Annotated in this window: 13 protein-coding genes; 3 read left to right on the top strand and 10 right to left on the bottom strand. The window is 69.5% G+C overall.

All coding sequences use genetic code 11. The features are described from left to right. The first annotated feature begins 102 nt into the window (after window positions 1–102). Together AB0M01_RS09450 and AB0M01_RS09445 are read left to right on the top strand one after the other, a co-directional pair. On the top strand, window positions 103–702 hold the full coding sequence (locus tag AB0M01_RS09450) for a transposase (RefSeq protein ID WP_363667331.1): 600 nt from the start codon (window positions 103–105) through the stop codon (window positions 700–702). Window positions 703–754: 52 nt separating this feature from the next. Further along, window positions 755–1,309 (top strand): hypothetical protein, encoded by a 555-nt coding sequence (locus AB0M01_RS09445; RefSeq protein WP_363667329.1) that lies wholly within the window; start codon window positions 755–757, stop codon window positions 1,307–1,309. On the opposite strand, the gene AB0M01_RS09440 is transcribed toward AB0M01_RS09445, so the two are convergent. Continuing rightward, the gene (locus AB0M01_RS09440; RefSeq protein ID WP_363667327.1) at window positions 1,306–1,998 is read right to left on the bottom strand and encodes an RDD family protein; all 693 of its coding nucleotides are present in this window, start codon (window positions 1,996–1,998) and stop codon (window positions 1,306–1,308) included. The genes AB0M01_RS09445 and AB0M01_RS09440 overlap by 4 nt on opposite strands. A gap of 75 nt (window positions 1,999–2,073) precedes the next feature. Beyond that, window positions 2,074–2,904, bottom strand: a complete 831-nt coding sequence (locus tag AB0M01_RS09435) for an RDD family protein (RefSeq protein WP_363667325.1) — start codon at window positions 2,902–2,904, stop codon at window positions 2,074–2,076. Between the two features lie 108 nt (window positions 2,905–3,012). Between AB0M01_RS09435 and AB0M01_RS09430 the strand changes: the two genes are divergently transcribed. Further along, entirely contained in the window at window positions 3,013–3,456 is a 444-nt protein-coding gene (locus tag AB0M01_RS09430) for a DUF2752 domain-containing protein (RefSeq protein WP_363667323.1), read from the top strand. Window positions 3,457–3,522: 66 nt separating this feature from the next. Here AB0M01_RS09430 and pstB read toward each other — a convergent pair whose 3' ends face one another. The 8 genes from pstB to AB0M01_RS09390 form a co-directional block, all read right to left on the bottom strand. After that, window positions 3,523–4,299 (bottom strand): phosphate ABC transporter ATP-binding protein PstB, encoded by a 777-nt coding sequence (gene pstB / locus AB0M01_RS09425; protein ID WP_363667321.1) that lies wholly within the window; start codon window positions 4,297–4,299, stop codon window positions 3,523–3,525. 20 nt (window positions 4,300–4,319) lie between these two features. Next, window positions 4,320–5,240 carry a phosphate ABC transporter permease PstA gene (gene pstA, locus AB0M01_RS09420; protein WP_363667319.1) on the bottom strand — a complete coding sequence of 307 codons (921 nt, stop codon included), beginning with the start codon at window positions 5,238–5,240 and terminating at the stop codon, window positions 4,320–4,322. Next, on the bottom strand, window positions 5,237–6,289 hold the full coding sequence (gene pstC, locus AB0M01_RS09415) for a phosphate ABC transporter permease subunit PstC (RefSeq protein ID WP_363667317.1): 1,053 nt from the start codon (window positions 6,287–6,289) through the stop codon (window positions 5,237–5,239). The genes pstA and pstC overlap by 4 nt, the downstream gene beginning before the upstream one ends. A 114-nt stretch (window positions 6,290–6,403) precedes the next feature. Further along, window positions 6,404–7,540, bottom strand: coding sequence for a phosphate ABC transporter substrate-binding protein PstS (pstS, locus tag AB0M01_RS09410; RefSeq protein ID WP_363667315.1), 1,137 nt, complete (start codon window positions 7,538–7,540; stop codon window positions 6,404–6,406). Window positions 7,541–7,755: 215 nt separating this feature from the next. Continuing rightward, window positions 7,756–8,991, bottom strand: coding sequence for a hypothetical protein (locus tag AB0M01_RS09405; protein ID WP_363667313.1), 1,236 nt, complete (start codon window positions 8,989–8,991; stop codon window positions 7,756–7,758). A 67-nt stretch (window positions 8,992–9,058) separates the two neighbouring features. Beyond that, a complete protein-coding gene (locus tag AB0M01_RS09400) occupies window positions 9,059–9,523 on the bottom strand; it encodes a bifunctional nuclease family protein (RefSeq protein ID WP_184802629.1) in 465 nt (154 codons plus the stop codon). 159 nt (window positions 9,524–9,682) lie between these two features. Beyond that, complete coding sequence (locus AB0M01_RS09395; protein WP_363667308.1) at window positions 9,683–10,561, bottom strand: NUDIX domain-containing protein; 879 nt, start codon at window positions 10,559–10,561, stop codon at window positions 9,683–9,685. A gap of 11 nt (window positions 10,562–10,572) precedes the next feature. Further along, window positions 10,573–12,735, bottom strand: coding sequence for an RNA degradosome polyphosphate kinase (locus tag AB0M01_RS09390; protein ID WP_363667306.1), 2,163 nt, complete (start codon window positions 12,733–12,735; stop codon window positions 10,573–10,575). Window positions 12,736–12,776: the final 41 nt, after the last annotated feature.

Genomic DNA, 12,776 nt, shown 5'->3' with positions numbered 1-12,776 from the left:
GATCACTGGGAGTGATCGGGCGAACCGGTTCAGGTTTTTTCCTTCACTCTACGTGAATAAGACTGTAGCCTTAATCTTGCGTCGAGAAGGAGGTGCAGGGCGGTGGTCTTCGTTCTCACGGTAGATCAGCGGGGCAGTCGTAGCGCCGGTGATCTCGTACCCGAGCTGCTGAACACGCTGAACCGGCGGCCGCGCCGGACCGGGCTGCTGCGCAAGTTCGAGCGGACGGCGGGCGACGAGGTGCAGGGTGTGCTGTCCGAGGCGCGGGCGACGGTCGAGGTGATCGTGCAGCTGATCCGCGCCGACCACTGGTACGTCGGGCTCGGCATCGGCGCTGTCGACCAGCCGCTGCCGCGCAGTACGCGGGCGGGCAGCGGGTCGGCGTTCCTGAACGCGCGGGAAGCCGTCACCAAGGCGAAGTCGAGTCCGCACCACGTGAACGTGGTCGGCGACGACCCGCGGGTGGCCGACCAGGTCGAGAGCGTGCTGTGGCTGATGGCGTCCGTACTGCGGCGTCGCAGCGAGCGCGGCTGGGCGGTGGCCGACCTGCTGGCGGAAGGGCTGACCCGCCGGGAGATCGGCGTGAAGCTCGGCATCAGCCAGTCGGCGGTGACGCAGCGGGCGCAGGCGGCGGGGTTCGCCGAGGAGCAACGGGGGCGCCTGCTCGCCGCCGAGCTGCTCGTACCGGGTGCTGCCGCGTGAGCGCCGCGAGCTGCTGCACGAGTGCCGCGCACCTCGTCGTACAGGCAGCTGCATGACGGCGGCTGTCCTGGCGCTGACCGCCGTCGGGCTGGTCCTCGCTGTCGTGGCGTGGATCCTGCCCGCTGGGTCGACGCAGGAGATCGTGGTCAGCGGCGTGATGCTGGCCTGTCTGGTCGCCGACGGCATCATCCTGCTCGCCGGTGACGGTGTGACCGGCTGGCGCGAGGGCTGGTGGAACGTGCTGCTCCTGGTGTCCGGCGGACTCGCCGTCGCGGGTGGCGGCCCGCTGACGACGTCTGTGCTGTCACTGGTCGACCGGAACAACACCAGGTCCCAGTCGACCCAGCAGGCCGGTGAGGTGCTTCGCGGTGGCGCGCTGATCGGTGCGCTGGAGCGCGGCGCGATCTACGGCTCGATGGTGGCCGGCTGGCCCGAGGGACTGGCGATCGTGCTGGCCATCAAGGGCCTGGCCCGGTACCCCGAGCTGCGCAGTCCGGACCAGCCGGCGTCGGTCACCCCGCAGGCCGTCGCCGAGCGGTTCATCATCGGTACCTTCACCAGCGTGCTCTGGTCGGTGACCTGTGCGGGGCTACTGCTCTCCCACTAGAGCTTGATGACGATGTCCGACGCGACCTTGTCGTGCCAGGTCTGGTGCTTGTCGTCCCACAACGGCCAGAGCACGTTGAGGAAGCAGAACTGGTTGAACACGAAGGCGCAGACCTCGCGGCCGAGGTTGCGGCCGAAGCCGATCAGCTCGCCGGTCTCGGGGGAGACGACCTTGAGGCCGACCACCTTCTTGCCCAGGGACTGCCCCGTGCGGCCCTGCCGGATGATCCGGTTCCAGATCTGGAAGAGGATCGACCCGAGGTAGCAGATCACCAGTACCGCACTGCCCGCGTCGCTCATCGTCTCCAGGCTGCCGCTCATCGCGATCGAGGTGAACACCCCGACCAGGATGATGACGATCGGGACCAGCGAGTCCACGATCGACGCCAGCACGCGGGAACCCCAGGAGGCCAGCGGGCCGGGCAGGGCGTAGTTGAAGCCGTACCCACCGCCGCCACCGGAGTACGGGTTGTAGCCCGGCTGCGCAGGCCCGTAGTTCCCCGGCTGATTGGGGTAGCCCGGCTGCTGGTTCGGGAAGCCGGGCTGCTGGTTCGGGTAGCCGGGCTGACCCGGGTACGGCGACGGCGGGCCGCCGTACTGGCCGGGCTGCTGCGGCTGCTGCCCGGGGACGACCGGGTACTGCGGCGGCTGGTCCTGCGGGCGGTTGGGGTCGAACGGAGGGGTGCTCACAACAGTCCTTTCTGGACAAGCAGAACGCCGTGGCCGGTGAGGGCCACGGCGTCCGGTACGCAGACGGGTCCGGCGTCAGAGCTTGACGACGTACGTGGTGTTGATCTTGTCCGCGAAGGTCTGCTTCTTGTCGTCCCACAGCGGCCACAGGTAGCCCAGGTAGCACGGCAGGGCGTCCAGGATGTGGGTGATCTCGCGCAGGAACGCCTTGCCCACGCCGACCGTCTGGCCGGTGTCGGCCGAGACCAGCTTGAGGCCCAGGGCCTTCTTGCCCCAGCTCTGACCGGTCTGGCCCTGCAGGACCAGACGGTTGTAGATCCACAGGCCGAGGCCGACCAGGCTGAGCAGCAGACCGATGATGGTCGCGCCCGCGTTGCCGTCGCCGGCGCCGGAGATCAGGTTGCCGATCCAGGACGGGATGGCGACGATGATGCCGTCGATCAGCGAGGCGCCGACACGCACCGGCCAGGTGGCCAGTTCACCGCCGGGGTTGCCGTAGCCGTAGCCGCCGTAGGGCTGCGAGGACCCGTACGGCGTCGCACCGGCCTGCGGGTAGGACGGGTAGGAGGACCCACCCGGCTGACCCGGCTGGCCCTGCGGCTGCCCGTACTGGCCGCCCGGCTGACCCGGGTACGCGCCCGGCTGCTGCTGGCCGTAGCCCGGCTGCTGCCCGTACTGACCCGGCTGCTGCTGACCGTAGTCCGGCTGTCCCGGCTGCTGCCCGTACCCAGGCTGCTGGCCGTACTGGCCCGGCTGACCCGGGTAACCGCCCGGCTGGTCCTGGGGCTGCTGGCCGTACTGGCCCGGCTGCTGACCGTACTGGCCCGGCTGGTCCGGCGTCTGATCCCCGTTGCCCTGGTTCGGGTCCTGGGGGTCGAAACCCGGTGGTGGCGTCGGAGTGCTCACGACGATCCCTTCTGATCTTCGTTGAGGAGTCAATGCAGGCTAGCGAGTCTGGGGCTCACCGGCCACGCACCGCACCGGAGAGTCCGGATGACGGTCTACCGTGGAGCCATGCAACCGGCACACCCTAGAGGCATCGAGGCGCAGATGGCCATGCCTGAGCCGCTGGACCGCCGGGTGCGGGGGCTGGCGGCGGTGCTGGCCGGTGGCGCGGTGCTTGCCGCGGTCAACGGCCTGTCGGGTGGGCGGATCGGGTTGCCGTGCCCGTTCCACGCCGTCACCGGGCTGGACTGCCCGTTCTGCGGGACGACGCGGATGGCCGCCGCCCTGCTCGAGGGCGACGTGGCGCGTGCCTGGCCGTACAACCCGCCCATGTTCGTGGTGCTCCCGGTGGTCGCGCTGGTGGTCGGTTACCTGCTGCTGGCATGGACGCTGGAGCGGTTCGCCCGGTTCCGTCTGCCGCGGCCCCGGCCGGGCGCGCGGTTCGCGCAGGTCGCGCCGATGGTGTTCCTCGGCGCGATGGCGGCGTACGGCGTCCTGCGGAATCTGGTCTAGATCCCTTCCAGGCAAGGAAAAGCGCCGCGGGCGAAACTGCTTGCCCGCGGCGCCTAAAAGGACGGCTCAGCCGAAGCGTCCGGTGATGTAGTCCTCGGTCGCCTTCTCGGTCGGGTTCGAGAAGATCTGCTTGGTCGGGCCCATCTCGATCAGCCGGCCGGGCTTGCCGGTCGCGGCCAGGTTGAAGAACGCGGTCTGGTCGGAGACCCGGGCCGCCTGCTGCATGTTGTGCGTGACGATCACCACGGTGAAGCGGTCCTTGAGCTTCTCGATCAGGTCCTCGATCGCCAGCGTGGAGATCGGGTCCAGCGCCGAGCACGGCTCGTCCATCAGGATCACCTCGGGCTCGACCGCGATCGCCCGGGCGATGCACAGCCGCTGCTGCTGACCACCGGACAGGCCGGCGCCCGGCTTGTCGAGGCGGTCCTTGACCTCGTTCCACAGGTTGGCACCCTGCAGGGACTGCTCGACCACCTCGGTGAGCTTCTTCTTGTCCTTGACGCCGTTCAGCTTCAGCCCGGACGCGACGTTGTCGAAGATCGACATCGTCGGGAACGGGTTCGGCCGCTGGAACACCATGCCCACGACGCGGCGGACCGCGACCGGGTCGACGCCGTTGGCGTACAGATCCTGCTGGTCCAGCAGTACCTTGCCCTCGACGCGGGCCCCCGGGATCACCTCGTGCATCCGGTTCAGGGTCCGCAGGTAGGTGGACTTGCCGCAGCCGGACGGGCCGATGAACGCCGTGACCGAGCGGGGCTCGATCGTCATCGACACGTCCTCGACGGCCTTGAAGTCGCCGTAGTAGACGTTGAGGCCGCTGACCTCGATGCGCTTTGCCATATCGGTTCAGTACCTCTCGACTATTTGGACTTGATCGTGCTGAAGCGGGCGACCAGGCGGGCCAGCGCGTTGAGCAGCAGGACGAGCAGGATCAGGGTCAGCGCGGCCGCCCAGACCCGGTCCGCGGCCGGCTGCAGCGCCAGCTCGGTGCGGTCCTGGTTGATCATCGTCGGCAGCGCGCCCATGAAGCCCTCGAACGGGTTCAGGTTGATGTTCTTGGAGTAGCCGACCAGGATCAGCAGCGGCGCGGTCTCACCCATCACCCGGGCCAGGCCGAGCATCACGCCGGTGACGATGCCGCCGAACGCGGTCGGCACGACCACCTTCAGGATCGTCTTCCACTTCGGCACCCCGAGCGCGTACGACGCCTCGCGGAGCTCGTCGGGGACCAGCTTGAGCATCTCCTCGGTGCTGCGCAGCACCACCGGCAGCATCAGCAGCACCAGCGACAGCGACACCGCGAAACCAACCCGGTTGAACCCGAAGACGGTGATCCAGACCGCGTAGACGAACAGCGCCGCGACGATCGACGGGACACCGGTCAGGATGTCGATCATGAAGCTGACCGCGCGGGCGGCCTTGGTGCCCTTGCCGTACTCGACCAGGTAGACCGCGCCGAGGACGGCGATCGGGACCGCGATCACCGCGGTGATCAGGGACATGATCAGCGTGCCCATGATCGCGTGGTACGCGCCGCCGCCTTCACGGCGTACGGTGATGCCGCGCTGCGACTCCGACCACCAGCCGGCGTCGAAGAGCAGGTGGTAGCCCTTGCTGATCACGGTCCACAGGATCCACAGCAGCGGGACCAGCGCGATCAGGAAGCACAGCACGATCAGGACCGTGGCCAGGGTGTTGCGGAAGGCCCGCGCCCCGGACTTGCCGGTCAGGTCCAGCGTCTTGCCGTCGTAGGCCGGACGGTTCGCCGCGAGAGTGGTCACAGCGATGCTCCTTCACTCTGCGGCTTGTCGCCGACGCGCTTGACCTTGCGGGTCCGCTTGCCGCCGGGGGCGCTGCGGGCCACGATGAGCCGGGCCGCCGAGTTGACCAGGAAGGTCACCACGAACAGCACCAGACCGGCCGCGATGTACGCGCCGGTCTTCTCCGGCGAGTCGAACTCGGCGGCGTTGTTGGCGATCTTCGAGGCGAACGTCTCGCCGCCGGCGAAGATCGAGGAGTTCCACGGGTCGTTGCCGTTCGGCACCGAGAGGATGATCAGCACCGCGACGGTCTCACCGAGCGCGCGGCCCAGGCCGAGCATCGACGCGCTGACCACACCGGAGCGGCCGTACGGCAGCACCGCCATCCGGATCATCTCCCAGCGCGTCGACCCCAGCGCCAGCGCGCCCTCACGGTGCGCGATCGGGGTCTGCGCGAAGATCTCCCGGCTGATCGCGGTGACCACCGGCAGGATCATGATCGCCAGCACCACCGACGCGGTGAAGACGACCCCGACGTTGTCGGTGGCGGGCTTCTCGAACAGCGGGATCCAGCCCAGCGCCGAGCTGAGGCCGTCGATCACCGGGCGCAGGATCGGGGCGAAGAACATGATGCCCCACAGGCCGTAGATGATCGACGGTACGGCGGCCAGCAGGTCGATCGCGTGCGAGACCGGCGCGGCCAGCCGCTTCGGGGCGTAGTACGTGGTGAACAGCGCCACCCCGACCGCGATCGGGACCGCGATCGCCATCGCGATGATCGAGCTGACCACGGTGGTGTAGAACAGCGCCGCGATGCCGAACTGCGGCGGGATCGCGCCGGGCTCCCAGATCCGGGAGAAGAGGAAGTTGCTGTCGTTCTTGGTGAGGGCCGGGATCGCCAGCGCCAGCAGGAAGATGCCGACGAAGGCGACGATCAGGACCACCAGTCCGCCGGACCCGCGGGCCAGACCGGCGAACAGCCGGTCGCCGAGGTGGCCGACCGGGCCGAGCTCCAGCTTCTTGTCGTCGGACGGAGCCGCGGGCGGGGCCGTGCCGTCTGTACTGCTCATAGGTGCTGCTCCAAGCGCCTGGGTGGAAGGAGTGCTCGGTCACGAGGCGAGCCCCGGCTGCCCAGTGGGAGGGAAGCCGGGGCTCGCATCACGCCGTACCGCGGGTGTCGCAGGTCAGCTGATGCCCTGGATGGCGGCGTCGACCTTGGTCCGCAGCTCCTCCGGGAGCGGCGCGTAGTTGAGCTCGGTCAGCGCGCCCTGGCCGTCGGCGCTCGCGAAGTAGCTCAGGAAGCTCTTCACCAGCGCGGTCTTCTCGGCCGGCAGGCCCTTGCTGCAGGCGATCTCGTAGGTCGCGAGGATGATCGGGTAGACCCCCGGCGCCTTGGTCGCGTAGTCCAGCTTCAGCGACAGGTCCGCACCGGTACCGGCCGGCTTGGCCGCGGCCAGCGCCTTCGAGGCCGAGTCGGCGGTCAGCTCGACCGGGCCGGCGCCCGAGTCGACCTGCGCGATGCCGAGCTTGTTGTCGACCGCGTAGCTCCACTCGACGTAGGTGATCGAGTTCTTGGTGCTCTTGACGCCCTCGGCGACACCGGCCGACTTCTCCTTGCCGGCGCCGGTGCCGGTCCACTTCTTGGCCGGCTTGCCCTTCCAGGCGCCGCCACCGGCCGCCTCGAGGTACTTGGTGAAGTTCTCCGTGGTGCCGGACTCGTCGGAGCGGAAGAACACCGCGATCGGAGCCGACGGGAGGGTGACACCGGGGTTCAGCTTGGCGATCTCCGGGGCGTTCCAGGTCTTGATGGTGCCCTGGAAGATGCCGGCGGCGGTCGGGCCGTCGACGATCAGCTTGCTGACGCCGTCGACGTTGTACGAGATGGCGACCGGGCCGATGACCATCGGCAGGTTCAGCGCCGGGCTGCCCTGGCAGCGCTTGGCGGCAGCGGCGGCCTCGGACTCGCCACCGTCGGCACCCTCGGTCTTCAGCGCCGAGTCGGAACCGGCGAAGTCGACCTGGCTGGCGTTGAACTGCTTGATGCCCGCACCGGAACCGGTCGGGTTGTAGTTCACCGTGACGTCGCCGCACTTCTCGTTGTACTTGGCGATGACTTCTTCGATGGCGTTCTTCTGCGCCGAGGATCCCTCGGCGTTCAGGGTGCCCTCGGGGCAGTCGGCGCCACCGGTGGAGGCCGAGCTGTCGCCCGACGGGGTCGAGGAGCCGGACGGCTCGGGGTCACTGCCACAAGCGCTCAGTGCGAGCACGCCGAGAGAAGCCACGGCGACGGTGCCGACGCGGAGCAGGCGATTGACGGACACGAGAGTGTTGCCCTTCTGCGGGAATTCAGACTTTGTGAACTGCCACAGACGGTAGGGAGAGCAGATGACCGCACGGTCCGTCGCGGATGAACGAGCGGTGAACGGTTTCGGTAGCAATCGCGACGACTGGCGTGCCGTCAGGAGGCCATCAGGTGAACTGAGTTAAGGACCGTGACGCTGAGTGATTTCAAGCACCCATTGGTCACGGTCCGGTATCAGCGCACGACCAGCGGAAGCGACGCCGATGTCGTCCAGGTGATCGCGCGGCCGCCGTACGTCGTACTCGGAACGAAGAACCGGTACGCCGTGGTGCCGCGGGCCGCGGTCTTGAAGGTGTAGGACCCGCGGCCCTGGGAGAGGATGATGTCCTTCACCCCGACCCACGCCTTGCCGTTCCAGCGCTGCAGCGTCGTGCGGACCCCGGTCGCGGGGGCGATGGAGAGGCTGGCCGTGACGCTCTGGCCGAGGCCGACGACGTTCGCGCTGAACTTGGCGGTGCCGATCGAGTGCCTGGTCAGCGAGGTGGTCACGCCGGTCGCGTACTCGAGGGCGACTCTGTCCTGCCGCTTCCAGGCCGGCGCGTAGAGCCGGTACTGCCGGGCGCCCGGGGAAGGTGCCTGCAGGCGGAAGACGCCGTCGAACCCGGAGTAGGTGCTGGTGAGCGTCACCCACGGCCTGCTCGCGGAGTCCCGGGCCTGGAGCGCGATGTGCTGCTGCCCGTTGCCGGTCGTGCCGCTGACGGTCAGCATCTTCCCGTACGCCGCCGAGTTGGGGATCGCGCCGCCCTTGATGACCGTCTGGTCGAAGGTGAACGTGCGCCCAGTGTCCGAGCGGCCCCAGACGTTCTCCGCGATCACGTCGACGTAGTACGGGCGCGGGCGGGACTTGATGACGGAGAACCGCAGGTTGCCGGGCACCGGGATGGCGGTGCCGCCGTTCGGGTCCAGCGTCGAGTAGTGCACCGGACCCGGACCGTCGAACGGGTCGCCGGGGTTGTAGTCGTACTGCGGCGTCGCGTCGTGCCAGGAGATCAGGAGCGAGCCGTCCGGGCGCGGGGCCGCGTAGGTGATCGGCACGGCCTCGGTCGTCGACGTGTCGAACTCGACGGAGCTCGCTGCGGGACCCGCCGTGCCGGCGCTGTCGACCGAGGCGACGGTGAAGGTCGCCCGCGAGCCGCCGTACAGGCTGTCGGTGGGAACGAGCAGCTCGTTCGGTGCGCCGGCCGCGACCGTGGCGACGTCGTCGGTGCCGAGAATCGCACTCTTGAACTGCAGCTTGTTGGCCTCGCCCGCATCCGTCCAGGTGATCCGGATGTGCTCCTGGCTTGCGTCGGCCCAGGCGATCTTCACACCACTTGGTGCGGCGGGCCCGGCCGCGGAAGCGGAGGTGGTGAAGGCAGCGACGGCGGCGACGGCCAGGCCGGCCGCGATGACGGTACGGCGGATACGCATCTGAGGTCCCCAGGTCGATGCCCGGAGGTCACCCCTGCCGCCGGCGCACGCAGAGGCTAGCGCACGCTCAGCTGGAGAAGTCCTCGGGCGCCACCCCGTCGAGGAACTGGCGGAAGCGTTCCAGCTCGGCCTGCTCCTCCTCCGGCGTGGCCACGCCGGCCTCGCGCAGGACCTGCTCGGTGCAGCGGATCGGCGTACCGAGCCGGACCGCGAGGGCGACCGAGTCGCTCGGGCGGGCCGACACACGGGCGCCGTTGGCGAGCACGAGCTCGGCGTAGAAGACCGCGTCGCGCAGCTCGACGATCTCGACCGCCTCGATGTGCACGCCGAAGGCCTCGATCAGGTCCCGCATCAGGTCGTGGGTCAGCGGCCGGGACGGGCGCAGGCCCTGCTCCTCGTAGGCGATCGCGGTCGCCTCCACCGAACCGATCGAGATCGGCAGGTAGCGGTAGCCCTCGGTCTCGCGCAGCATCATCACGGGTGCCCGGTTGGGCGACTCCATCCGGATCCCGATCAGGGTCAGTTCGCGCATCGATGTCATGGTGCGGTCCCGGCCTCTCCATGCCGCCGGCTCCCGGTAGGGCGCCGGTTTCCTCGGTAGGAACATACCCGGCAGGCCCCGGCGCACCCGTCGGCGACCCCGACTGTGACGATCTCTTTGCATTGGCGAGGTCGCGTGGAGTCACGGTCGCTACGGCGCGCTGAACCGCTCGTGGGCGACCCGGCCGTCGGCCAGCAGGTGCGCGACGACGAACGCGCCGGGGGAGAACTTGCCGACCGGGAGCCCGAGCTCGCGGGCCAGCGCCGGCAGCACCGGGCGGTGCGAGCAGATGACGGTGACGTGACCGTGCTTCCAGGCGCTGCCGGCCAGCCCGTCCATGGCGCTCGGGTCGGCCTCGAAGCCGCGCTCGGAGATCTCCGGGTGCAGGTGGATCTTGCGGCCGATCGAGGCGGCGTACGGCGTGACCGTGGTCGCGCAGCGCTCGGCGTCGCTGCTGCGGACCCGGTCCACCCCGAGCGCGGCCAGTACGTCGACCAGCCGCTCGGCGGTGTCGTGCCCGCGCGCGGTCAGCGGGCGGTCGGTGTCGTCGGCGTCCCAGTCCTTGCGCTTGACCGCCTCCGCGTGCCGGAGCACGACCAGCGACGCGACCACCGGTACGGCGTACTCGAGCTTGCGCAGGATGTCCACGTCGCGCGGGTAGCTGAGCCGGCGCGCGGCGTCCTCGACCGGGAGCCACTCGACCCGGTCCACCTCGTCGTTCGGGACGAACGCGGAGTCGTCGTAGGTCTCGGCCGACCAGTAGTGCACCAGCTTCGGCACGGTGCCGCCGTTCTTGCGGACGTCGTACCGCTGAACGCCGAGCGACGGGCCGAGCACGACCCGCAGGCCGGTCTCCTCCTCGATCTCGCGGCGCGCCGCGGACAGCACGTGCTCGTGCGCGGTCAGCTTGCCCTTCGGCAGCGACCAGTCGTCGTACCGGGGGCGGTGCACCAGCAGGACCCGGCGCGTGCCACGGTCCTCCCGCCACACCACACCACCCGCGGCGATCACGGTCGCCGGGTTGTTCATGGTCTCCTCGGTCAGGCTTGGGTGGGGTCGGTCTGGCGGCGGCGGCCGCGAGTCGAGATCAGCCGCTCCTGCAGGTCGCGCAGCGGCTCGCCGTCCGGGCCGCTGAGCCGGGCCTGCCAGGTGTCGTCGGGCTGCAGCCACCACGACCCGGTCCGCTCGTCGAAGCCCAGGTCGAACAGGTCGGTCAGCTCGGTGATCTGGTCCGGCTGCTTCAGCTGGACCAGCACCTCGACGCGGCGGTCCAGGTTGCGGTGCATGAGGTCGGCCGAGCCGATCCACACCTCGGGCTCGCCGCCGTTCTCGAACCAGAACACCCGGCTGTGCTCCAGGAACCGGCCGAGGATGCTGCGCACCCGGATGTTGTCCGACAGCCCCGGTACGCCGGGCCGCAGCGTGCAGATCCCGCGGATCCACAGGTCCACCGGGACGCCGGCCTGCGACGCTCGGTAGAGCGCGTCGCACAGGGCCTCGTCGACCAGGCTGTTCACCTTGATCCGGACCCGCGCCGGGCGGCCGGCCAGGTGGTGCTGGACCTCGCGCTCGATCCGGTCGAGCAGGCCACGGCGTACGGACTGGGGAGCGACCAGCAACCGCCGGGAGCCGGTACTGCGGGCGAAGCCGGACAGGTGGTTGAACAGGTGCGCGATGTCCTCGGTGACGACCTTGTCGCTGGTCAGCAGGCCGAGGTCCTCGTACATCCGGGCTGTCTTCGGGTGGTAGTTGCCGGTGCCGATGTGGGCGTAGCGGCGCAGGCCGTCCGGCTCGTCGCGGACCACCATCGACAGCTTGCAGTGCGTCTTCAGGCCGATCACGCCGTACACGACGTGGCAGCCGGCGTGCTCGAGCTGCCGGGCCCACTTGATGTTGGCCTGCTCGTCGAACCGGGCCTGGATCTCGACCAGGACCAGCACCTGCTTGCCCGCCTCGGCGGCGTCGATCAGCGCGTCGACGATCGGGGAGTCACCGCTGGTCCGGTACAGGGTCTGCTTGATCGCCAGCACGTGCGGATCGGCGGCGGCCTGCTCGATGAAGCGCTGCACGCTCGTCGAGAAGCTGTCGTACGGGTGGTGGACGAGCACGTCGCGCTGCTTCAGCGCGTGGAACATGTCCGCCGGGTTCGAGGTCTCGACCTCGGCCAGCTGCGGGTGCGTCGACGGGACGAAGCCCGGGTACTTCAGCTCGGCGCGGTCCAGCGAGGCGATGTCGAACAGGCCGCGCAGGTCGAGCGGGCCTGGGACCTCGAACACCTCGGCCTCGGTGACGCCCAGCTCGCTGACCAGCAGCGCGCGGACCTTCGGGTCGATCGACTCCTCGACCTCGAGCCGGACCGGCGGGCCGAACCGGCGCCGTAGCAGCTCCTTCTCGAGCGCGGCGAGCAGGTTCTCCGCGTCGTCCTCCTCGACCTCGAGATCCTCGTTGCGGGTCACCCGGAAGGTGTGGACCTGAGTGACCTCCATGCCCGGGAACAGCTGGCCGAGATGGGTCGCGATCACGTCCTCGAGCGGGACGAACCGGCCCTCGGCGACCTGCACGAACCGGGGCAGCAGCGGCGGCACCTTCACCCGGGCGAAGTGCTCGCCGCCGGAGTCGGGGTTGCGAACCACGACGGCCAGGTTGAGGCTCAGGCCGGAAATGTAGGGGAACGGGTGCGACGGGTCGACCGCGAGCGGGGTCAGGACCGGGAAGACGCGGTCCTTGAAGAACGTCGTCATCGCCTCGCGCTCGGCGTGCTCCAGCTCGTCCCAGCGGAGGATGTCGATGCCCTCCTCGACCAGCGCCGGCAGCACGCTCTTGCGCCAAGTCTCGGCCTGACGGTCCATCAGCTCCCGGCTGCGGGTCAGGCTCCGGTCGAGCACCTCACGCGGCATCAGGCCGCTGGCCGCCCGTACGGCGACGCCAGCGGCGATGCGGCGCTTCAGACCGGCGACCCGGACCATGTAGAACTCGTCGAGGTTGCTCGCGAAGATCGCCAGGAACTTCGCGCGCTCCAGCAGCGGGACCCGGTCGTTCTCGGCGAGCTCCAGCACCCGCTGGTTGAACGCGAGCCAGCTCAGCTCCCGGTCCGAGAACCGGTCCTCGGGAAGATCGCCGGCCTCCGCGATGTCGTACGGGGGCTCGACGTCGTACTCCCGGTTGTGCGACGCCAACAAGTCTCCTGCCACGTTGACCAGCATCCCATCCTTTGGTGAACGTCAGGTGGCGCAGGGCATGTCAG

Origin of the sequence: Kribbella sp. NPDC051770, assembly GCF_040681455.1 — a bacterium.
Taxonomy (GTDB): Bacteria; Actinomycetota; Actinomycetes; order Propionibacteriales; family Kribbellaceae; genus Kribbella.
Note: the sequence above shows the minus strand (reverse complement) of the source record. Positions and strands in the feature narration are given on the sequence as shown.

Coding starts and splice junctions, on each gene's coding strand:
- AB0M01_RS09445 (WP_363667329.1), top strand. CDS start 755: ATGACGGCGGCTGTCCTGGCGCTGACCGCCGTCGGGCTGGTCCTCGCT.
- AB0M01_RS09430 (WP_363667323.1), top strand. CDS start 3,013: ATGCAACCGGCACACCCTAGAGGCATCGAGGCGCAGATGGCCATGCCT.
- pstB (WP_363667321.1), bottom strand. CDS start 4,299: ATGGCAAAGCGCATCGAGGTCAGCGGCCTCAACGTCTACTACGGCGAC.
- pstC (WP_363667317.1), bottom strand. CDS start 6,289: ATGAGCAGTACAGACGGCACGGCCCCGCCCGCGGCTCCGTCCGACGAC.
- AB0M01_RS09405 (WP_363667313.1), bottom strand. CDS start 8,991: ATGCGTATCCGCCGTACCGTCATCGCGGCCGGCCTGGCCGTCGCCGCC.
- AB0M01_RS09400 (WP_184802629.1), bottom strand. CDS start 9,523: ATGCGCGAACTGACCCTGATCGGGATCCGGATGGAGTCGCCCAACCGG.
- AB0M01_RS09395 (WP_363667308.1), bottom strand. CDS start 10,561: ATGAACAACCCGGCGACCGTGATCGCCGCGGGTGGTGTGGTGTGGCGG.
- AB0M01_RS09390 (WP_363667306.1), bottom strand. CDS start 12,735: ATGCTGGTCAACGTGGCAGGAGACTTGTTGGCGTCGCACAACCGGGAG.